This window comes from Pseudoflavonifractor phocaeensis (assembly GCF_021531815.1).
GTDB classification, from domain to species: domain Bacteria; phylum Bacillota; class Clostridia; order Oscillospirales; family Oscillospiraceae; genus Lawsonibacter; species Lawsonibacter phocaeensis_A.
Window position 1 is genome coordinate 1 of sequence record NZ_JADYUM010000007.1, and the last position, 21,954, is coordinate 21,954.

16 protein-coding genes and 1 rRNA gene are annotated in these 21,954 nt (G+C 63.5%); 11 read left to right on the plus strand and 6 right to left on the minus strand.

Annotation, left to right across the window (positions count from 1 at the left end; all coding sequences use genetic code 11):
* Positions 1 to 128 precede the first annotated feature (128 nt).
* The 3 genes from rrf (at position 129) to I6E42_RS05700 (ending at position 1,471) form a co-directional block, all read left to right on the plus strand.
* Positions 129 to 244, plus strand: a 5S ribosomal RNA gene (rrf, locus tag I6E42_RS05690).
* A 136-nt stretch (positions 245 to 380) separates the two neighbouring features.
* Positions 381 to 896 (plus strand): SLOG family protein, encoded by a 516-nt coding sequence (locus I6E42_RS05695; protein WP_235370967.1) that lies wholly within the window; start codon positions 381 to 383, stop codon positions 894 to 896.
* Positions 893 to 1,471 carry an epoxyqueuosine reductase QueH gene (locus I6E42_RS05700; RefSeq protein ID WP_235370968.1) on the plus strand — a complete coding sequence of 193 codons (579 nt, stop codon included), beginning with the start codon at positions 893 to 895 and terminating at the stop codon, positions 1,469 to 1,471. The genes I6E42_RS05695 and I6E42_RS05700 overlap by 4 nt, the downstream gene beginning before the upstream one ends.
* 74 nt (positions 1,472 to 1,545) lie before the next feature.
* Here the strand turns inward: I6E42_RS05700 and gltS are convergent, their stop codons facing one another.
* The 3 genes from gltS to I6E42_RS05715 form a co-directional block, all read right to left on the minus strand.
* The gene (gltS, locus tag I6E42_RS05705; protein WP_235370969.1) at positions 1,546 to 2,787 is read right to left on the minus strand and encodes a sodium/glutamate symporter; all 1,242 of its coding nucleotides are present in this window, start codon (positions 2,785 to 2,787) and stop codon (positions 1,546 to 1,548) included.
* Between the two features lie 235 nt (positions 2,788 to 3,022).
* Complete coding sequence (locus I6E42_RS05710) at positions 3,023 to 3,865, minus strand: DNA-binding domain-containing protein (RefSeq protein WP_235370970.1); 843 nt, start codon at positions 3,863 to 3,865, stop codon at positions 3,023 to 3,025.
* Positions 3,862 to 5,166, minus strand: coding sequence for a sensor histidine kinase (locus I6E42_RS05715; RefSeq protein ID WP_235370971.1), 1,305 nt, complete (start codon positions 5,164 to 5,166; stop codon positions 3,862 to 3,864). Before I6E42_RS05715 ends, I6E42_RS05710 begins: the two co-directional genes overlap by 4 nt.
* Positions 5,167 to 5,340: 174 nt before the next feature.
* On the opposite strand from I6E42_RS05715, the gene I6E42_RS05720 reads away from it, so the two are divergent.
* The 5 genes from I6E42_RS05720 (at position 5,341) to I6E42_RS05740 (ending at position 13,046) form a co-directional block, all read left to right on the plus strand.
* On the plus strand, positions 5,341 to 5,721 hold the full coding sequence (locus tag I6E42_RS05720; protein ID WP_235370972.1) for a BlaI/MecI/CopY family transcriptional regulator: 381 nt from the start codon (positions 5,341 to 5,343) through the stop codon (positions 5,719 to 5,721).
* A complete protein-coding gene (locus I6E42_RS05725) occupies positions 5,718 to 7,805 on the plus strand; it encodes a M56 family metallopeptidase (protein WP_235370973.1) in 2,088 nt (695 codons plus the stop codon). The genes I6E42_RS05720 and I6E42_RS05725 overlap by 4 nt, the downstream gene beginning before the upstream one ends.
* 18 nt (positions 7,806 to 7,823) lie before the next feature.
* On the plus strand, positions 7,824 to 8,441 hold the full coding sequence (locus I6E42_RS05730; protein WP_235370974.1) for a hypothetical protein: 618 nt from the start codon (positions 7,824 to 7,826) through the stop codon (positions 8,439 to 8,441).
* A gap of 256 nt (positions 8,442 to 8,697) precedes the next feature.
* Positions 8,698 to 11,631 carry an acyl-CoA dehydratase activase gene (locus I6E42_RS05735; protein WP_268841905.1) on the plus strand — a complete coding sequence of 978 codons (2,934 nt, stop codon included), beginning with the start codon at positions 8,698 to 8,700 and terminating at the stop codon, positions 11,629 to 11,631.
* 89 nt (positions 11,632 to 11,720) lie between these two features.
* The gene (locus I6E42_RS05740; RefSeq protein WP_268841906.1) at positions 11,721 to 13,046 is read left to right on the plus strand and encodes a 2-hydroxyacyl-CoA dehydratase; all 1,326 of its coding nucleotides are present in this window, start codon (positions 11,721 to 11,723) and stop codon (positions 13,044 to 13,046) included.
* 316 nt (positions 13,047 to 13,362) lie between these two features.
* Here I6E42_RS05740 and I6E42_RS05745 read toward each other — a convergent pair whose 3' ends face one another.
* Positions 13,363 to 15,078 (minus strand): glutamine--tRNA ligase/YqeY domain fusion protein, encoded by a 1,716-nt coding sequence (locus I6E42_RS05745; RefSeq protein ID WP_235370975.1) that lies wholly within the window; start codon positions 15,076 to 15,078, stop codon positions 13,363 to 13,365.
* Positions 15,079 to 15,362: 284 nt separating this feature from the next.
* Between I6E42_RS05745 and I6E42_RS05750 the strand changes: the two genes are divergently transcribed.
* Complete coding sequence (locus I6E42_RS05750) at positions 15,363 to 16,241, plus strand: NAD(P)/FAD-dependent oxidoreductase (RefSeq protein WP_235370976.1); 879 nt, start codon at positions 15,363 to 15,365, stop codon at positions 16,239 to 16,241.
* Between the two features lie 5 nt (positions 16,242 to 16,246).
* Complete coding sequence (gene trxA, locus I6E42_RS05755) at positions 16,247 to 16,561, plus strand: thioredoxin (protein WP_235370977.1); 315 nt, start codon at positions 16,247 to 16,249, stop codon at positions 16,559 to 16,561.
* A 64-nt stretch (positions 16,562 to 16,625) separates the two neighbouring features.
* Here trxA and murC read toward each other — a convergent pair whose 3' ends face one another.
* Positions 16,626 to 17,996 carry a UDP-N-acetylmuramate--L-alanine ligase gene (gene murC / locus I6E42_RS05760; RefSeq protein WP_235370978.1) on the minus strand — a complete coding sequence of 457 codons (1,371 nt, stop codon included), beginning with the start codon at positions 17,994 to 17,996 and terminating at the stop codon, positions 16,626 to 16,628.
* Positions 17,997 to 18,150: 154 nt separating this feature from the next.
* On the minus strand, positions 18,151 to 18,789 hold the full coding sequence (locus I6E42_RS05765) for a hypothetical protein (RefSeq protein ID WP_235370979.1): 639 nt from the start codon (positions 18,787 to 18,789) through the stop codon (positions 18,151 to 18,153).
* Between the two features lie 551 nt (positions 18,790 to 19,340).
* On the opposite strand from I6E42_RS05765, the gene I6E42_RS05770 reads away from it, so the two are divergent.
* Positions 19,341 to 21,926, plus strand: a complete 2,586-nt coding sequence (locus I6E42_RS05770; protein ID WP_235370980.1) for an ATP-dependent helicase — start codon at positions 19,341 to 19,343, stop codon at positions 21,924 to 21,926.
* The last annotated feature ends 28 nt before the right edge of the window (positions 21,927 to 21,954 follow it).

Here is a 21,954-nt window from a genome sequence, read left to right on the forward strand (position 1 = left end):
CCCGTTGGTCAAGCGGTTAAGACGGCGGCCTCTCACGCCGCAAACATGGGTTCGATTCCCGTACGGGTCACCACTTAAGCAAGTGAGAATAATTGAATATGGTTTTAGTCGCGAAAGTGATTAAAATAGTTGGTGTTGATTAGGATGAGGGTCCACCCGTTCCCATTCCGAACACGGAAGTTAAGCTCATTTCTGCCGAAGATACTTGCCTGGAGACGGGCCGGGAAAATAGGTAACGCCAACACAAAGCGGACAGAACTTTCTGTCCGCTTTTTATTGCTTAAAAATAGAACATATTTTCTATTTTTTGTTGACTTTGCGCCGGGGCTATACTACAATATGGGTGATCTCCGTGTATCAAAAGGAAAGGGTGACGGTGCTTGGAACGTACGGATACCTGCTGCTTTACCGGACACCGGCCCGATAAGCTGCCCTGGGGGCGGGATGAGGCCGATCCCAGGTGCCTCCTATTGAAAGGGGATTTGGAGGCAGCGCTGGACCGCGCTTACCAGGCTGGCTTTCGCCATTTCATCAGCGGCATGGCCCAGGGGGCCGATTTTTACTTTGCCGAGGCGGTGCTGGCCCTGCGGGAGCGCCATCCGGAGGTCACCTTGGAGTGCGCCCGGCCCTGTGAGACCCAGGCAGATTCCTGGGCCGCGGAGGAAAAGCGGCGCTATGAGTCCATTTTGGACCGCTGCAACTATGAGACGCTGGTCCAGCACCATTACGACCGCTACTGTATGATGCGCCGCAACCGCTACATGGTGGACCATTCCAGCCGGCTTATTGCGGTCTATGACGGCGTTCCCAAGGGTGGGACAGCCCAGACCCTGGCTTACGCCCTGCGGAAAGGGCTGGAAACGGATATTGTGCCCGTGGAGGAGGAGAAAACGTGAATACACTGATGCATATCTGCTGCGCTCCCTGTGCCAACCGGCCCATCGAGGTGCTGCGCCAGGAGGGGATCGGGGTGACCGGGTTCTGGTACAATCCAAATATCCACCCCTACACCGAGTACCAGGCCCGTAAGCATACCCTGGAGGACTACGCCAGGGAGATCGGGATGAAGCTGGTCATCGGCGGCACCTACGATCTGCGGACCTTTGTCACTCATGTGGCAGACAACATTGACGGGCGGTGCGCCTACTGCTACCGGGTGCGCATGGAGGAGACGGCGAAATACGCCGCCCAGAACGGCTATGACAGCTTCACCACCTCTCTGCTTATCTCCCCCTATCAGCGGCACGAGGCCATTGCGGCGGCGGCGCGGGAGATGGGAGAGAAGTACGGGGTGGAGTTTCTATACCGGGACTTCCGGCCCTTGTTCCAGGAGGGGCAGGAATTTGCCCGGGCGCACGGCATGTATATGCAGAAATACTGCGGCTGTATCTTCAGCGAGGAAGACCGGTATATGGCCGCCAAGCGGAAGAAAGCCGCCCGCCGACAGGCGGAAGAAAATCAGGCGGAATAAAGAAAACGGAATGCGGAAGGGCGGCCCCTGTGTGGGGGCCGCCCTTCCGCTATATAAGGGAGAGATGAGAAAAATCAGCCGAAGATCGGGAGAATGTTCAGGAATCCGGTGAGGATCAGGCCGTTGAAGAAATCAATGAACAGGGAGCCGATCAGGGGGACGATGAAGAAGGCCTGAGGGGCGGGGCCGTAGCGCTTGGTGACGGCCTGCATGTTGGCCATGGCGTTGGGGGTGGCGCCCATGCCGAAGCCGCAGAAGGCGGCGGACATAACAGCGGCCTCGTAATCATGGCCCATGATGTTGTATACCACAAAGCGGGCCATAAGGAACATCATAACGGTCTGAGCCACCAGCATGACGATCATGGGGCCGGCCACGTCAGCCAACTGCCACAGGGAGACGGACATCAGGGCGATGGCCAGGAAGATGGACAGGGACACGTTGCCCCACAGGTCCAGGGCCTTGGAGGGCATCACGATGTGCTTGGCGTCGCAGACGTTGCGGATGATGGCGGCGATGAGCATGGCGCCGATGTAGGTGGGGAAGGTAAAGGTGAAGTGGAAATCGCCGATGTCGATGTTGATGTTGTTCAGGGCGGCGGTGAGCAGGGTGCCCAGGCCGGCGGCCACGATCAGCAGGATGGCGGCGTTGGTGAAGGCCTCGGCATCCACGCGCTCGGCCTTGGCCAGGTCCTCGGCGGACTCCTCGCTGTCAACGGACAGACCGTTGTCGGTCTCAGTGGAGTGCAGATTGTATTTGTTGATGATGCTGCGGGCCGTGGGACCGCCCATCAGGGAGCCGGCCACCAGACCGTAGGTAGCGGCGGCGACAGCGATGACGTTGGCGCCGGCAATGCCCATATCCTCCATCATGGGTCCGTAGGAACCGGCGGTGCCGTGGCCGCCCACCATGGGGATGGAGCCGGTGCACAGGCCCAGGCGCAGGTCCCAGCCAAACACGCCGGCCAGTACGCTGCTGAGCACGTTCTGCAGGCAGACCATGACGATGGAGATCAGCAGGAAGGTGATGACTTTGGGGCCGCCCTTTTTCAGCAGGCGGAAGCAGGCGGTGTAGCCCACGCTGGTGAAGAACAGGGTCATGAAGTAGTTTTTGACGTTGGCGTCAAAGGTGAACTCAATGATCCCGCTCATATAGAGAACCAGGTGGACAATGGCGAAGATCAGGCCGCCTACCACCGGGGCGGGGATACAGCAGCGCTTGAGGAAGTCGATCCGGTTGGTCAGGAACCGGCCCAGAACAAACAGAAGCATTGCGATTCCGGCTGTCTGGTACATATCCAGATTGATTTGCAGCATAGGGGGAACTCCTTCTTTCTCCAAAATGTCCGGCTCCGCCGGCAGCTCTATCAAGTGTGCTTATTTTAAGCGAATAGCTTCAAAAACCTTCAAAAACAAACAAGCCCTGTAAATATTTTGTGAATAGCACAATTTGGCTTCCCAATCTTTGACGGTTTTGACGAAAAACCGGAAGAAAAATAAGAGCCGGGCCTCCGCGTGAAGCGGAGACCCGGTTTTCCTATACCGCGCCGGTCTATTCCTCCTCGGCCAGGATCAGCAGACCGTCCAGAAATTTTTTCAGATTGACCTTGCCGCCGGGGCCCCTGCCCCGCAGGTGGTCCATTTCGGCCCGGACCTCCTGGAAGGAGAACAGCCGGGCGGAGTAGCGGACAAAAAACTCGTTGTTGTAGTCCTCCAGACCCAGGCTGGCGATGTGGCTCAAGCCCCGTTCCACGGCCCGTCGGGCCCGCTGTTCCAGGGTCTTGGGGGCGTCGCTGAGCTGGGCGCACAGGGTGCTCACACCCACCTGGGAGGCGGTCTGCCCCCGCTCCAGCAGCAGCAGGCACAGGCCGGTAATGTCCTGGGAACCCTTTTCCCCGGCCATGCCCAGCTGGCTGAGGATATATTTGATGCGGCGGCGCTCCCGTTCCCAGGGGTCCTCCCGGGGGGCGGGGGCCGGAGCGGTCCGGTTGGCGAAGACGCTCTGGATGGCCTGGAGGGCCCGCTCATTCTCCAGCTGCCGGGTCACGTTCTGGATCACCTGGCGCACTTCAATGAGGTTGATGGGCTTCTGGATGAAGAACTCCACCCCGGCGGTGTAGGCCTTGGCGATCAGCTCCTTGGAGGAGACTTGGGAGATCATGATGAATTTGGCGGCGCAGCCCATCTCCCGCAGCTCCCGGACCACCTGGATGCCGTCCTTGCCCGGCATGAGCAGGTCCGCCAGGATCAGGTCGGGGGCCAGGGCCAGGATGCGCTCCAGGTCGGGGGGACCGTCGTCGGTGGCGCCGCAAACCGTGCCAAGACCGCTGCCCTCCACGATGTCCTCTAAAATTCCAATGACGGTGAGGTCGTCCTCAATGATATAGATCCTCATGGCGTTCCTCCTGCGACGGCGGCCAGGGGCAGGGAGACCTGGAAGCAGGCCCCCTGGCCCGGCTGGGACTGGACCTGGATGTCGCCGCCCAGGTCTTCCACGGTGTAATGGACGGCGGGCAGGCCCACGCCCCGGTTGATGTCTCCGGTGTCGGGGTCGAACTTGGTGGAATAGCCCACCTGGAACAGCAGCTTCATGGCCCGCTCCGGGATGCCGGGGCCGTCATCCCGGACCTGGAGGAGCAGGTTTTCCCCCTCGGTCCGGCAGTCCACCTGGACGGTGCCCCGGCCGCTGGCGGCCTGAATGGCCTCCACCGCGTTGGTCACCAGGTTTTTCAGCACGGACAGCACCCGGTAGTGGGCCTTGATGGGCAGGTCCCGGGCGTACCGGCACTCCAGGCGGATGTCCGCACGCTGGCTGCCCAGGAACTGGCGGGTGGACACCTCCAGGATCCGGAGCAGGTCGGACAGGGACATGGTCTCCCCGCCGTAGGCCCCCGCCACCTCCGATTCGATGCCCCGGATGATCCGCAGGTTGTCCTTTTTCACCTCATGGACGTCCCGGGCGATGGACAGGGCCAGGGCGGTGAACTCCTCCGGGGCGTTTTGGGCCACCAGCTTTTCGTATAGCTGGTAGGCGTGGGCCATCACCGCCTCCACGTCCTCGGCGTCCTTTTGCAAAAAGTACAGCTCGGTCTTCAGCTCCGCCGTCATCAGGTAGAGGTGGCGGTAGCGGTGTTCGTGTTCCTCCTGAAGCAGCAGCTGCCGGTAGTGCCAGATGGTCCACAGGATCAGCACCGCCGCCAGGGAGCGGGCCAGGGCCACCCAGGCCAGGGTGATGCCCTCCACTTGGATAGACCGAAAAGCCAGGCGGCTGGACAGGGCCAGGTTCAGCAGGTTGGACAGCAGGTCGCACAAAAAGAAGGAGAGCCAAAGCCGGGACAGGGAGGCCGCCCGGCGGTCCCGGACTAAAATACACAACAGAGCGTCATAACAGAGATAAAAAATACCTCCCGGATACTCGATGAGGAGGGCGGACGCCAGGGCCATACCCCGGAGCAGGTCGATGAGGACCCGCAGGACCATGACGCACAGGCCGGCGACCAGTCCCGTGTCCGGCCGGTGGCTGTCCCGCATCATGACCACCAGGAGAATGGGGTACACGATGGCCGAGGCCGACATCCGGAAGCCCTCGGCCCAGGCGGACAGGTAGAGCTGGCTGGTCACGGCCACGGCCAGGCCAATGAGCAGCCTGCGCTGCCAGGCGTTGAGCCGCAGCTCCCGCCAGTTGGAGAATTTCATACAACCCCTCCTTGTTCCCTCCCCACCATCATAAGGGAAAGCGCTGCTTTTCGCAAGATGGGAGGAAAAATTTGTGGCGTTTCCGGACGGAAGAAAAATTCGGGGAAATGGTTTACAAAGTAGACCGGCTATGGTATGATAGGTTTACAAAGTAGACCAAGGAGGAATCGGAAGATGGAAGAGCTGACCTTGACCAACAGCGAGTGGTATGTGATGGACTGCCTGTGGGAGCGGGCGCCCCAGACGGTGATGGAGCTGGTGGCGGCGCTGGGGGAGCGGCTGGGTTGGGCCAAGAGCACCACCATCACCACCCTGCGGCGGATGGAGGACAAGGGCCTGGTCCGCTGCGAGGTGGAGGGCCGCACCCGGCACTACTTCCCGGCGGTGGAGCGGGAAGGGGCGGTCCTGCGGGAAACCCGGTCCTTTCTGGACAAGGTGTACGGGGGCAGCGTGGGGCTGATGGTGTCCGCCATGGCCCAGGACAAGGCCCTGACCAAGGCGGAGATCCGGGAGCTTTACGAAATTTTGAGACAGGCGGTGGAGGGCGCGAAATGAATTTACAGCTGCTGACCCAGTGGGCCATTACCTCCGCCTTGCTGATCCTTGCGGTGCTGGCGGTCCGCTTCTGCACCCGGGGCAGACTGTCCTGCATCAACCGCTACGCCCTGTGGGCGGTGGTGCTGGCGCGGCTGCTGGTGCCGTTCCAGTTGTCCTTCCTGCCCTCCCCGGACGCCAATGCCACCGATCTGGTACCCACGATGCCGGGCGTTTTAGAGCGGCCTCTGACTCCGGACACCGCTATGGGATATGCCTTGATTTCCCCCGACCACTTTGAGGGCAGCGGGTTCCACATCCAGGAGGACGGCACCGTCCTCTCTGACGAACCGAGCTGGTACCCTGTACTGGACCAGGAAACCGGCAGCATCAAGGTCTATTTCGGCGGTTTTACCGTGGAGGACACCATCCTGGCTGTCTGGGGCTGGGGAGCCGTCCTCGCCGGCGGCGTGATCCTGCTGAGCAACCTGTGCTTCTGGCTCCGACTGACCCGGAGCAGGCGGGGAATTTCAGTCCAACATGTAAATCTTCGCATCTATACTACAAAATGTATTTTGTCTCCCTGCCTGTTCGGCCTGTTCCGGCCAGCCATGTATCTGCCTCACGAGACGCTGGAGGACGAACAGACCCTGCGCCATGTGCTGGCTCACGAACTGACCCACTGGGCCCACCGGGACCACGCCTGGGCCGTTCTACGCTGTCTGGCCCTGGCCCTCCACTGGTACAACCCCCTGGTGTGGCTGGCGGCGGCCCTGTCCAAGCGGGACGGGGAGCTGGCCTGCGACGAGGGTGCGGTGGCCCGGCTGGGGGAGGACCAGCGCATCCCCTACGGCCGCACCCTGGTGGACATGGTGGCCCGCCGCGCCCTGCGGCCGGGAGACCTGCTGTCCTGCTCCACCGCCATGGCCCAGGGAAGGAAAACCGTCCAGCAGCGGGTGGCTCTGCTGGTGAGGAAGCCCGAGACGAAGAAGACCGCCCTCTTTGCCGCCCTGGCGGCGGTGGCTCTGGCGGCGGTGTTCACCTTCGCGGGGGGAGAGGCGGGGGAGGCTCCCGGCAATGAGTATCCCCAATTTCGCGACCAAGCGGCTTCAGCCCAGGCCATCCGCGTGGGGATGCCTCCTATCTCCAGCCTCGCTTACCCCGAGCCCATCACAGACGATGACCTGCTTCAGCAGGCCAGGGAACTGCTGCTCCAGGCCCGCGACCTGCTGAACCTGCCGGAGGACCTGGATCTGGACAAGGCGCCCTTTGATTCCTACACCATCACCCTCTCCGGGACCGGTTTCAGTGAAAGCTACTACTTTTCCATGCAGAACGGCGGGACCTATGTGGTGACGCCCGCCGGGATCGGAGCGGAGGAGTATACCGCCATTGCGGTACTGGAGGGCAGCGTGCCCGCCTCGCTGATGTCCCTGGCGAAGGAGCAGCAGGAGCGGAACAGAGCCGCTTCTACCCAACAGGAGCCGGAACCGGAAGGGGTCCGGCCCGGTGAAACGGTGAACAGCGCCGACCTGGACCCCATCCGGGCGGCGGTGGACCGGGTGCTGGCCAGTGAGCTGGCCGCCCAGAACCGGTGGCTGGCAGACTTCAGCGGAGCCCAATACACCGGCGTCCAGCTCACCGGATTCCGCCTGCTGTCCTCCTATCCGGACCTGTTGCAAGCGGGCACGGTGAAGCTGTACTGCCTGGACTACGGCCTGTCCATCGACGACCTGTCCCGGGCGGGCTGGGCCGGGGGCGCTTACGCCGATGAAAACGGCCTGTTCCACCCCTACGGACCCACGCTCCATCTGCTGACTGTGGAGCGGGAGGGAGAGGTCCAAAGCTGGTCCACCGTCCTGTGGGAATTCCTGCTGGAGCCGGGGCAGGAGGGGGTTGACATCGTGGACGAAGACTATGTCCGGGATGTGGTGGTCAGCAATCTCCGGGACCTGCTGGACCCGGTGGTCCCCGCCCCGGCGGACAGCCCGGAGCAGGCGGTGAGGGCCTACGGCGAGGCCCTGGCCCGGTACTACCTGTCCCTGGGCGAGGGCCACCCCCAGTACGTCACCTACGCCCGGCTGGCCGGCTATACCGTCGAGTAGCAACGGGATACCGGCGCGGTGGCCAGGATCGTCCTGGCCGTGGACCCGGCGGAGCCCAACACCGTCTCCTGGATGGCCGGGGCTGGCATTGACTACCAGACCGGGGGCGACTGGGCGGGCCATTGGCTCTTTGAACTGGAGTACATGCTGGAGCGGCAGGAGGACGGCAGCTGGAGATGCACGGACCGGGGGACGGGGGGCTGCCGTCTGCCGGAGTTTGACTGGAACGCCCGGCTGACCTTCTCTCCGGAGCAGAGGGCCGCTTCTTCCCCGGAGGTGGACCTGCGGGCCACCGTCACCCGCCCCCAGATGCGCCCCTCCAACGGCGGCGAAAACGCCTTCGCGGATGTGACCGGGCAGACAGGAGCCCTGGAGGAGCTGTCGGTTGGCTATGGGTCCCTGATCCTCCGGTTTGACACGGAGGCGGAGCTGGGGACCGCACTGGGCGGCCTTCTGGCCGCCGCTCCCCAGGAGCGGGCGGAGCTGGCACGCTGGCTCCGGGTGAGCCTCAACGGGGAAAGCGTCTCCCTCACCCTGCGTTCCTCAGAGGCCGCCTCCCTCTGGTTTGCCTTTGACGAGCATATCCCCCTGGCTCCGGGGGACACTCTGCAAGTGGAATTGGGTCCGGCCCGGTAAGCCGTACAACACAAAACCGCGAACACGCCCCGGCGGGCCTCCGCCGGGGCTGCTTTGTTTACAAAAATGCCATATTTTTCATATTTTCCACCATGATATGGTAAAAACGCTGATTTTTTCGCCGTTAAGGTTTCGTTTTTCCTTTCGATCCGTGCGTTAAGAAACCGTTAAATTTCTTGTTTTTGACGGGGGAAAAAACTATCATAATAAGAAAGACTGCCCTTATGCGCTTTTATGAAAGCAGGAGTTATCAATTATGAGTTTGCGCGTCGGAATCGACATCGGCTCCACCACAGTGAAAGTGGTGGTGCTGGATGAACAGAACAAGCTGCTGTTCCGCTCCTACGAGCGGCACTATTCCAAGACCCGGGAGCGGGCCTGCGAGACCCTCCGCTCCATTTCGGATATGCTCTCCGGCCAGAATATCAAGGTCACCATCACCGGCTCCGCCGGACTGGGGGTGGCCACCGCCTCTGGCATCGATTTTGTCCAGGAGGTCTATGCCACCGCGGCGGCGGTGAATACATACATCCCCGACACGGACGCTGTCATCGAGCTGGGGGGCGAGGATGCCAAGATCATCTTCTTCGGCGGCGCCCTGGAGGAGCGGATGAACGGCTCCTGCGCCGGAGGCACCGGGGCCTTCATCGACCAGATGGCCACCCTGATGAACGTGTCCGTCCAGGAGCTGGACGCCCTGTCCCTGAAGCATGAGAAGATCTACCCCATCGCCTCCCGCTGCGGCGTCTTCGCCAAGAGTGACATCCAGCCCATCCTGAACCAGGGCGGGCGGAAGGAGGACGTGGCCGCCTCCATCTTCCAGGCGGTGGTGGACCAGACGGTGGCCGGCCTGACCCAGGGCCGGGAGCTGAAGGGGAAGATCGTCTTCCTGGGGGGCCCCCTCCACTTCCTCATGGGCCTGCGGGAGCGGTTTGTGGAGACCCTGAAGCTGGACGGGGACCACGCCGTGTTCCCCAAGGACGGCGACTGCTTCGCCGCCATGGGCGCCGCCCTGTGCGCCACCGATTACCAGCCCATCCCCTTTGAGGAGGCCCTGAAAAAGCTGGAGGAGAGCGTGGACACCACCACCCTGGTGGACACCATGCCCCCCCTGTTCGCCAGCCAGGAGGAGTACGACGCCTTCTGCGCCCGGCACAACGCCAACAAGCCCCCGGAGGTGGACGTCAACACCTACTCCGGCCCCGCCTGGCTGGGCCTGGACGCCGGGTCCACCACCACCAAGCTGGCCCTTATCACCGCCGACGGCGGCCTGCTGTACACCTACTACCACTCCAACCAGGGCAACCCCGTGGCCATCGTCCTGGAGCAGCTGAAAAAGATCTACGCCATGTGCGGCGGCCGCATCCAGATCAAGGGCGCCGCTGTCACCGGCTACGGCGAGGACCTCATTAAAAACGCCTTCTCCTGCGACCTGGGGCTGGTGGAGACCATGGCCCACTACAAGGCCGCCGCCCACTTTGAGCCGGACGTGGACTTCATCATCGACATCGGCGGCCAGGACATGAAGTGCTTCAAGATCCGCAACGGAGCCGTGGACTCCATCATGCTCAACGAGGCCTGCTCCTCCGGCTGCGGCTCCTTTATCGAGACCTTCGCCAAGGCTCTGGGCTACAACATCGCGGACTTTGCCAAGCTGGGCCTGTTCACGGAGAAGCCGGTGAACCTGGGCTCCCGCTGCACCGTCTTTATGAACTCCAGCGTGAAGCAGGCCCAGAAGGACGGGGCCAGCGTGGCCGACATCTCCGCCGGCCTGTCCACCTCCATTGTAAAGAACGCCATTTATAAGGTCATCCGGGCCGCCTCCGCCGACGACCTGGGCAAGCATATCGTGGTCCAGGGCGGCACCTTCCACAACGACGCGGTGCTCCGGGCCTTTGAGCAGGAGCTGGGCCGGGAGGTCACCCGTCCCACCATCGCCGGCATCATGGGGGCCTTCGGCGCCGCCCTGGCCGCCCGGGACCTGCACCTGGAAAAGAGCGCCCTGCTCACCGCCCGGGACCTGGAACGCTTCACCCACACCGCCCGGCCCGCCACCTGCGGCCTGTGCACCAACCACTGTTCCCTCACCGTCAACTCCTTTGACGGCGGGCGGCGGTTCGTGTCGGGCAACCGCTGCTCCCGCCCCCTGGGGGAGGAGCCCAGCCGCCAGCCCGACCTGATGCGGTACAAGTACCACAAGCTGCGCGCCATGCAGGGCAAGGGAACGGGCAGCGGCGCCCGAGGGAGGATCGGCATCCCCTTCGGCCTGAACATGTACGAGAACCTGCCCTTCTGGTTCGAGCTGCTCACCCGCCTGAACTTTGAGGTGGTCCTGTCCCCCGAGTCCAGCCGCAAGCTCTATCTGAAGGGCCAGCGCACCATCCCCTCCGACACCGTCTGCTACCCCGCCAAGCTGCTCCACGGCCATGTGGAGGCCCTGGTGGAGGAGAAAGTGGACGCCATCTTCTACCCCTGCATGCCCTATAACTTCAACGAAGGGGTCAGCGACAACAATTACAACTGCCCCGTGGTGGCCTACTACCCGGAACTGCTGGCCGCCAATATCCCCGACCTGAAGCAGACCCGGTACCTGAACCCCTATTTCGGCCTGCACCGCCCCCGCGATTTTGAGAAGCGGGCCTGCGACTGGTTCCTGACGGAATTCGGCATCCCCAAAAAGGAGACTGCCGCCGCCGTCAAGGCCGCTTACGACGCCTACGACGCCTATAAGGACGATCTGCGGGACACCGCCCGGCAGTATATCGACCAGGCCCGGTCAGAGGGCCGCCCCATCCTGGTGGTCTGCGGCCGGCCCTACCACATGGACCCGGAGATCAACCACGGCATCAACGACCTGATCACCTCCTATGGCTTCGTCCTGGTCACCGAGGACGCGGTGGCCTACCTGGAGGACAAAGCGCCCCGCCACGTCCTGAACCAGTGGACCTACCACGCCCGGATGTACAACGCCGCCCGGTATGTCTGCACCCAGCCTGATATGGAGGTCATCCAGCTGGTGTCCTTCGGCTGCGGCATCGACGCCATCACCGGCGACGAGATGCGCTCCATCCTGGAGGGGGGCGGCAAGCTGTACACCCAGCTGAAGATCGACGACATCAGCAACCTGGGGGCTGTCAAGATCCGCATCCGCTCCCTGATGGCCGCCATCGAGGCGCGGAAGACCAATTGATTTTTTGTGGGGCGCGACGGCCCCTGCGCGCCGTACCCCAGATCAGCGGCGTGCCCAGTGGTCACGCCCCACGGGAAAGGAACACAGAAATGGCAAAACTTGTGTATGACGAAAACGGCCGCCTTCTCTTCACCAAGGAGATGAAGGAGGAGTACACCATCCTCATGCCCCAGATGCTGCCCATCCACTTCGGCATGTTCCGCAAGCTGCTGGAGCTGGAGGGCTACAAGGTGGCCCAGCTGAACAACGACGGCCGGGCGGTGGTGGACGAGGGCCTGAAATATGTCCACAACGACACCTGCTACCCCGCCCTGCTGGTCATCGGCCAGTTCATGGACGCCATCAAGCACGGGGGCTACGACCCCCACAAGGTGGCCCTGTTCATCACCCAGACCGGCGGCGGCTGCCGGGCCTCCAACTACATCCACCTGCTGCGCAAGGCCCTGGCCAAGGCGGGGATGGACTATGTGCCCGTCATCTCCGTCTCCTTCGGCCTGGAGAAGAACCCGGGCTTCCACCTCACTGTGAGTCTGATCCGCAAGCTGGTCTACGGCATGATGTACGGCGACCTCATCATGTGGGTGTCCAACCAGGTCCGCCCCTACGAGGTGGAGGCGGGCGCCACCGACGCCATGGTGGACCACTGGTCCCAGGAACTGGTGGACCGCTTCCAGGCGGGCAAAGGCATGAGCCGCAAACAGATGCGGGGGATTTTTGACGAGATCTGTACCGACTTCGCCGCCATCCCCGTGGCCGGAGAGAAGAAGATCCGGGTGGGCATCGTGGGGGAGATCTATGTGAAGTTCTCCGCCCTGGGCAACAACCACCTGGAGCAGTTCCTGCTGTCCGAAGGGGTGGAACCTGTGGTCCCTGGCCTCACCGACTTTATGATCTTCAAGATCTATAACCGGGTGGCCGACGTGGACCTATACGGCGGCAAGTGGATCAAAAAGTACGGCTGTAAGGTCTTCATGTCCTATATCGAGGCCTGCCAGCGGGACATGATCGCCGCCCTGGAGCAATCCGGCCGGTTCCGCGCCCCCGGCACCTTCCAGGACCTGCACAAGCTGGTCCATGGCTATCTGGGAGACGGCAACAAGATGGGAGAGGGCTGGCTCCTCACCGCCGAGATGCTGGAGCTGATCCATTCCGATACCCCCAACATCGTCTGCACCCAGCCCTTCGGCTGCCTGCCCAACCACATCGTGGGCAAGGGCATGATCCGCAAATTGAAGGATGACTATCCCTATAGTAATATTGTGGCCATTGATTACGACCCCGGCGCCACCAAGATCAACCAGGAAAACCGGATCAAGCTGATGCTGGCCAACGCCAAGGGCCTGACCCATCAGGAGGACGCCGCCCACCGGGAGCCCCAGCCCGATGCGGCTCCCACCCTGGCCCACGCCCACTGAGGAACTGCTTGAAAGAATAACGGCCCGCCGCATCCCATGCGGCGGGCCGTGGTTTTACCGGGCGCGCCGTAGGGGCGGCCCCATGGGGCCGCCTGGCTCTCCTCGCCGGCGGCGGGGGCAAGCCCCGCCCTGTCGGACGGTTTGGGCAGACGCAGCGGTAATCACCCGTAGGTCCGCTTTTTAAAATGATCCCGCAAAACAGAACACGCCGTGTACGAGGAGACGTACACGGCGTGTTTTTCTTGGAAGCAAAACGCAGTTTTGCGCCAAAGTTCTTTTTGATGCTTTTTCTTACAAGAAAAAGTATCCACCACTATTATTTCCCTGGCTTAAACCCGTCCTTCAGGGACACCGCCCGGTTGAACACCAGGGCGCCGGGCTTGGAGTCCTTGGAGTCGGCGCAGAAGTAGCCCAGGCGCAGGAACTGGAAGCGGTCGCTGGGCTTGGCCTCGGCCAGGGAGGCCTCCAGCTTGCAGCCCTCCAGCACCTCCAGGGAGCCGGGATTCAGGCAGTCCAGGAAGTTCTTGTCGCCGCCGTCGGGATCGGCGTCGGAGAACAGGTTGTCGTACAGCCGGACCTGGGCGTCCACAGCGGTGGCGGCGTCCACCCAATGGATGGTGGCGCCCTTCACCTTCCGGCCGTCGGCGGGGTTGCCGCCCTTGGAGTCGGGGTCGTAGGTGGCCAGGATCTCCACCACATTGCCCGCCTCGTCCTTGACGCAGCCGGTGCACTTGATCAGGTAGGCCCCCTTCAGGCGGCACTCGGGGCCGTCGGGGTACAGGCGCTTATACTTGGGGATGGGGGTCTCCAGGAAATCGTCGCTCTCCACATACAGGTGCTTGGAGAAGGTGACGGGGCGGGTGCCGGTCTCGGGGTCGTTGGGGTTGTTCTCCACCTCAAAGACCTCGCTCTGGCCCTCGGGGTAGTTGGTGATGGTCAGGCGTATGGGGCGCAGCACCGCCATGGCCCGCTGGGCATGGTCGTTCAGATCCTCCCGGAGGCAGTGCTCCAGGAAGCCATACTCCACGGTGGAGGTGTTCTTGGCCACGCCGATGCGGTCGCAGAAATTGCGGATGGCGGCGGGGGTGTAGCCCCGGCGGCGCAGGCCGCACAGGGTGGGCATCCGGGGGTCGTCCCAGCCGGAGACGTACTTCTCCTCCACCAGCTTGCGCAGCTTCCGCTTGGACATGACGGTATAGTTGATGCCCAGCCGGGCAAACTCGATCTGCCGGGGCTTGTTGGGCACGTCGGTGTTGTTGATGACCCAGTCATACAGGGGGCGGTGGTCCTCATACTCCAGGGAGCACAGGGAGTGGGTGATGCCCTCCAGGGCGTCCTGGATGGGGTGGGCGAAGTCATACATGGGGAAGATGCACCACTTGGTGCCCTGGCGGTGGTGCTCGATGTAGCGGATGCGGTAGAGCACCGGGTCCCGCATGTTGAAGTTGCCGCTGCTGAGGTCGATCTTGGCCCGGAGGGTATACTTGCCCTCGGGGAACTCCCCGTTCTTCATCCGCTGGAACAGGTCCAGGTTCTCCTCAATGGGCCGGTCTCGCCAGGGGGAGCGGGCGGGGGTGTTCACGTCGCCTCGGTACTCCCGGAACTGCTCGGGGGTCAGCTCGCACACGTAGGCCAGACCCTTCTTGATGAGTCCCACGGCCAGCTCGTAGGTCTTCTCGAAGTAGTCGCTGCCGTAGAAGAACCGGTCCCCCCAGTCGAAGCCCAGCCAGTGGATGTCCTCCTGGATGGCGTCCACAAACTCGGTGTCCTCCTTGGCGGGGTTGGTGTCGTCCATGCGCAGGTTGCAGATGCCGCCGAACTTCTCGGCGGAACCGAAGTCGATGATCAGGGCCTTGCAGTGGCCGATGTGGAGGTAGCCGTTGGGCTCAGGCGGGAAACGGGTGTGGACCTGCATCCCGGCGAAGCGGCCGCCCTCGGCGATGTCCTCCTGGATGAACTGGTGAATGAAGTTCTGGCTCTCCACAGCCTCGCTCTCGGCGCCGCCGGCGGTGGTTTTGATCTCTTCCGACATGTGTGGGACCCTCCTGTCTTGAAGTAATACGAATCCCGGACCGAAACCGGCCCGTCAAATCCGGATAGAAAGGGGAAACACAGCGGGGAGGCCGCTGTGTCGATAGGATTGTCTTATTTTACACCAGTCCCGCTATAAAATGCAAGGTTTTCCTGGCTTTTCCCCGCCTTCTGTCAGAATGTGAAGAAAGAAACGCAGGAAAACCGGGTTTTCAGGCAAAACGACAGGAATCGGGAGCGGGGGCCTTGCGCGGGGCGAAAAAACAGGTATAATAGAGGATGTGTATGAGACAGACAGGAGGCGGGACCATGGGCTATGACATCATTGTGCTGGGGGGCGGTCCGGCGGGGCTGGCGGCGGCGGTGGCCGCCCGGGGCCGGGGCAAGACCGTGCTGGTCATCGGCAACCCCTGGCGGGACAGCCCGCTGGCCAAGGCGGAGCGGGTGGACAACTACCTGGGCCTGCCCGGCCGGACGGGAGCGGAGCTGGTGGGGACCTTCCGGGCCCACGCCGAGGAACTGGGGGCGGATTTCCTCACCGGACGGGCCCTCTCGGTCATGGCCTGGAACGGCTTCATGGTCACCGTGGGCAGCCAGGTCTGCGACGGACAGGCCCTCATCCTGGCCCCCGGCGTGGTGCGCCAGGCCAAGTACCCCGGGGAATCGGAGTTCCTGGGCCGGGGGGTGAGCTACTGCGCCACCTGCGACGGGATGCTCTACCGGGGCAAGCCCGTGGCCGTGGTGGGCCGGAGCAAGGACGCCCCCCTGGAGGCCAACTATCTGCACGGCATCGGCTGCCAGGTGACCTATGTGTCCGCCCGGGAGCCGGAGGGACTGGACCGGGCCATCCCCTGGGTGAAGGCCAACAAACTGGCCGTCAAGGGGACCCAGACCGTCACCGCCCTGGAGGCGGACGGGGCCGACCTCCCCTGCGCCGGGGTGTTCATCCTCCGGGAGGCGGTGGCCCCCGCCGATCTGCTCCCCGGCCTGGAGACAGAGGGGGGCTTCATCAAGGTGGACCGGGCCATGGCCACCAACCTGCCCGGCGTGTTTGCCGCCGGGGACTGTACCGGGCTGCCCCTCCAGGCGGCCAAGGCGGTGGGGGAGGGCCATGTGGCCGCCCTGTCCGCCTGTGAATATCTGGACAAAAGAAAGGAAGCGTGAATCGTATGCTGGTACACTTCAGCAAAGAGGGATTTGACAAGGCCCTGTCTCAGGGCGGACTGATGATGGTGGACTTCTGGGCCGAGTGGTGCGGCCCCTGCCGGATGCTGGGCCCCCTGGTGGAGGACCTGGCCAAGCAGTACGAGGGCAAGGCCGTCGTGGGCAAGGTGAACGTGGACGAGGAGCAGGAGCTGGCCATCCGGTACGGGGTCATGTCCATCCCCACCGTCATCTTCTTCAAGGACGGCAAGGAGATCGACCGGAAGGTAGGGGTCATGCCCCCCAACGCCTTCACCCAGGTGCTGGACAGCAACCTGTAAACATCGCTGTGATCACGAGAAAGCAGGGCGGCCCACAGGGCCGCCCTGCCTTCGTATTCCCATGTCAGTTGTTTGCCGCCAGGGCCTCCCCGGCCAGATAGATGTCTCCGGCCCCCACGGTGAGGACCAGGTCGCCGGGACGGGCAACCTCCCGCAGCCGGGCGGCGACCTCCTCCAGGGTGGCGCAGTAGACCGCCCCGGGAATTTTCTCCGCCAGATCCTTGGAGGAGATGCCCAGGGTGTTCTGCTCCCGGGCGGGGAAGATCTCCATCAGAATGGTCACGTCGGGCAGCTTCAGCTCCTCCACGAACCGGTCGAAGAGGGCGGCGGTGCGGGTGTAGGTGTGGGGCTGGAAGGCGCAGACCACCCGGTCATAGCCCAGGCCCTTGGCGGTGGTGAGCAGGGCGTGGAGCTCGTCGGGATGATGGGCATAGTCGTCGTACACCATGGCCCCGTTGTACTCCCCCTTCTTCTCAAAGCGGCGGCCCGCCCCGTGGAAGGCCTTCAGGCCCTCCTCCACGGCGGAGGCGGGGACGTTGAGGCACAGGGCGGCGGCGCAGGCGGCCAGGGCGTTGCGCACGTTGTGGACCCCGGGGACGGACAGGTCCACATGGGCGAACTTCTCCCCCCGGGCCATCACGTCGAAGGAGCCGTAGCCGTTGACCCAGGTGAGGTTGGCGGCGTGGACGTCCCCCTCCTCCAGACCGAAGGTGACCATTTGCCGGTCCAGCCCCTCCAGGGCGTCCATGGTGTGGGGATCGTCCCGGTCGGCCACCACGAAGCCGCCGGCGGGCACCAGCTCCGCGAATTTGCGGAAGGAGCGCTTGATGTCTTCCAGGTCCTTGAAGAAGTCCAGGTGGTCGGCCTCCACGTTCAGGATGACGGCCACGGTGGGGAAGAAGGACAGGAAGGAGTTGCAGTATTCGCAGGACTCCAGGATGATGGTGTCCCCCTTGCCCACCCGGTGGCCGCAGCCCAGGGCGGGGAGCACGCCCCCGATCATCACCGAGGGGTCCCGCTGGGCGGCCAGGAAGATGTGGGTGCACATGGAGGTGGTGGTGGTCTTGCCGTGGGTGCCCGCCACGCACAGGGCGTTTTTGTAGTGGGTCATGAGGGCGCCCCAGGCCTGGGCACGCTCAAAGACCGGGATGCCCGCCGCCCGGGCGGCGGCGATCTCCGGGTTGTCATCGTGGACGGCGGCGGTGCGGATGACGCAGCCCGTTCCCGCCACGCTCTGGGGCAGGTGGCCGATGGTCACGGGAATGCCCAGGGCGCGCAGGTGGTCCACCGCGGCGCTCTCCCGCATGTCGGAGCCGGTGACGACCACGCCCGCCCCGTGGAGCACCTCGGCCAGGGGGGACATGGACACTCCGCCGATGCCCACCAAGTGGGCGCGCTTGCCGGGGCGGATGTAATTTTGTATGTTCAGTTCCATGGAATGGCACCTCGAATCAATTTTGCGATTTGTTCTTTATTATAATCACGGCGGCGGGGAAGCGCAAGGGCCCGGGAAAAATATAGCCATGGGACAGGGGGATTATACCCATAAAAAAGGAGCGCCCGGGGCGCTCCTTTTGCCAATGGAGGGGTTACAGCAGCTCCAGGGCCGTGATGGCGTAGCCGAACAGGTTATCCCCGGGCTGCAGGGTGGCCTGAAAGCGGGCCAGAGAGGTGCCGTCCACCAGATACACCAGGTCGCCGGTGAGCTCCAGGCTCCGGTCCTGGCTGCGGCTGGACTCCAGGCGGATCTGGGCCAGACCGTCGTCCCCGCAGGCCAGGCGGTAGCTGTCGATCTCGGAGGCGTACACCATCCGGTCGGACAGGTCATCGGGCAGGGCGACCAGGTCCTCCAGGCTGGGGGTGAGGGCGGAGGAGAAGTCCAGGACCGTCTCCACAGGCAGGACCAGGTCCCCGTTCACATAGCTGGAGCGCTCGTCCAGCTGGCCGTAGAGGGAGAGCATGTTGTACAGGGACTCCCAGACCAGCTCCCCGTTGTCAGGGGAAAAGCGGTCCTGCTCCTGGTGGAGCATGGCCAGGACCACGGCGTGGAGGGCGGGGGTCATGGACGCCAGCGCGTCCGTCTCGGCGGGGACGCAGCCGGGGTCGAAGGCCGGCTCCTGGGCCGTCCCGGCGGGGGCGGAGGCCTCCGGCGTCTGGGCCAGGGCGACGCCCGCCAGGGGCATCACAAGCAGGGCGGCGATCATCGCGGTCAGCAGCAGTTTTTTCATGGGGGAGACCTCCTTTCAACAAGATGGACTGATATGCTCCCGGATTGTACTTACAGTATAGCACGGCGGGGTGTTACCATCGTATCGGAACCGTTACGGGACGGTGGCAAAATGGTTACAGTTCGGTTTCAGATCCGGCGCAAAACCACACAATGGCGTGGTTTTGCGGGAAAAAGGGACTATATCTTGCATTTGGGAGCCAAGAGGCTGTCCGCGCCGCATCAGTGTATGAGGCATCCGCGCCAAATATGCCCGCCTGCGCCCGGAACATCAAAATTTCTCTCTCCTCCGGGCCGCCCGGGCCCACACTTACACTGACAGATAACATTGACTTTTTCTTTTTCTGTCACTGTTACTGTTACCGTTACTATTACTGTTACTATTACTATTACGTATGTCCTGTTTGCACGGGAAGATACACCCAAAGGGGGCGTTTGGGGAGAATGGGCAGGCGCGGCCCGGGGCGAAAGAACTTCTCCCCCGGTTGACCGGAGGGGCGGTTTTGTTATAAAATAGCAGCACTGTGAAATGAAGAAAGAGAGACTGACGTCATGCTGAACCACGAACAGGAACAACGGTTTGCCAAGGCCCGCCGGGGGGCCATCGCCCGGGACTTCTCCCGGCTGAACCCGGAGCAGCAGAAGGCCGCCCTGGCCACCGAGGGGCCCCTCCTCCTGCTGGCCGGGGCGGGCAGCGGCAAGACCACGGTGCTCATCAACCGCATCGCCAACCTGATGAAATACGGCCGGGGCTCCGACAGCCCCGAGGTCCCGGAGTGGGCCACCGGGGAGGACCTGACCTTCTTGGAGGACTGCGCCAATGGCCGTCCCCTGTCCCCGGAGGACCGGGAGCGCCGGGACCGGCTGTGCCGCCTGGACCCCGCCGCCCCCTGGACTATCCTGGCCATCACCTTTACCAACAAGGCCGCCGGGGAACTGAAGGACCGGCTGGCGGCTATGCTGGGCCCCGCCGCCAACGACATCTGGGCCAGCACCTTCCACTCCGCCTGCGTGCGCATCCTCCGCCGGGACATCGAGAAGCTGGGCTTCGCCTCATCCTTCACCATCTACGATACCGACGACTCCCTCCGGGTCATCAAGGAGTCCATGAAGGACCTGGGCGTCGATGACAAGCAGTTTCCGCCCCGGTCGGTGCTGGGCTACATCTCCCGGGCCAAGGACGCCATGAAGCTGGCGGAGGAGTACCTGGCTGAGTGCGAGAAGTCCGGGGACTTCCGCCTGACCAAGATCGCCAAGATCTATGTGGAGTACCAGCGCCGGCTGTGGGAGGCCAACGCCCTGGATTTTGATGACATCATCCTCCATACCGTCCGTCTGCTCCAGCAATTTGATGACGTTCGGGAATATTATCAGAAAAAATTCCATTATGTACTCATTGACGAGTACCAAGACACCAATAATTTGCAGTACCTGCTGGCCTCTACCCTGGCGGGGGGCTACGAGAACTTCTGCGTGGTGGGCGACGACGACCAGTCTATCTACCGCTTCCGGGGGGCCACCATCGAGAACATCCTCTCCTTCGAGAAGCAGTACCCCCGCTGCCGCACCATCCGCCTGGAGGAGAACTACCGCTCCACTCGCCACATCCTGGAGGCCTCCAACGCCGTCATCCGGAACAACCAGGGCCGGAAGGGCAAGGAGCTGTGGACCCGCGCCGGGGAGGGGGAGAAACTGACCCTCTACTCCGCCATGAACGAGAACGACGAGGCCCAGTATGTGGCCGCCCGCATCCTGGAGGACTACAGCCAGGGGAAGAAGTGGAAGGACCACGCCATCCTCTACCGGATGAACGCCCAGTCCAACCAGCTGGAGAACGCCTGCAAGCGCAACGGCATCCCCTACCGGATCATCGGGGGCACCCGGTTCTTCGACCGGGCGGAGGTGAAGGACATGGTGGCCTACCTGGCCGTCCTGAACAACCCGGAGGATGACCTGCGGCTGACCCGGATCATCAACAACCCGCCCCGGGGCATCGGCCAGAAGACAGTGGAGACCGCCCAGGACATCGCCCGGCGGGAGGGGGCCTCCCTCTACGCCGTCATCGACAACGCCCGGATGTACCCGGAGCTGGAGCGGTCCGCCGGCAAGCTGGCCGCCTTTACAAGCCTGATGGGAGAACTGGCGGGACTGCTCAGCGAGCTGCCCCTGGACCAGTTCTACGAGGAACTGATCCTCCGCACGGGCTACGCCGTCATGCTGGAGAGCAAGAACACCGTGGAGGACCGGACCAGGCTGGAGAACGTGCGGGAGCTGCTCACCTCCATCCGGGGTTACATGGAGAACGCCGGAGAGGAGCCCTCCCTGGCCGGCTTCCTGGACGAGATCGCCCTGTACACCGACCTGGACAGCCACGACCCGGATCAGGACTGCGTGGTGATGATGACCATGCACGCAGCCAAGGGCCTGGAGTTCCCCGTGGTCTTCGTGGTGGGGGCCGAGGAGGGCATCTTCCCCGGCATCCGGGCCATCGGAGAGACGGAGGAGATGGAGGAGGAGCGGCGGCTGTGCTATGTGGCCATGACCCGGGCCAAGGAGAAGCTCTACCTCACCTGCGCCAACCAGCGGATGCTCTTCGGCCGGACCAGCAGCAACCGGCCCTCCCGGTTCGTGGAGGAGATCCCCCCGGAGCACCTGGAGCGGACCGGAAGGTCCTACCTGTCCGATCTGGGCGGGGAGGAGGAGAGCGGCTGGGGCGGGATGCCCAGCCGGACCTCGGGCTACGGGGGATACGGCACCTACCGGCAGGGAAGCTACGGCGGCCGGGCCGGCGGACGCAGCCCCTATGACCAGCGGCCCCAGCGGCCTGCCCAGCAGCCCTCCTACGGCGGCTTCACCCGGGCCATGTCCGGGGCGGGGAGCGGCTATGGGACCACCCCCAAGGCCAAGCACCCCCTGAATCCTCCAGCGGGGGGAGGGGCCAGGCCCGCTGTGGGCGGGAGCGCCGCCCCCAGCTTCCAGAAGGGGGACACGGTACGCCACAAGGCCTTCGGCCGGGGTATGATCCTCTCCATCCAGAAAATGGGGGGCGACGCCCTGGCGGAGATTGTCTTCGACGACGTGGGCACCAAGCGGTTGATGCTGAAATCCGCCGCCGCCCACATGGAAAAAATCGGATAAGCCCGCAGACAAATCGGCGGCGGCGTGC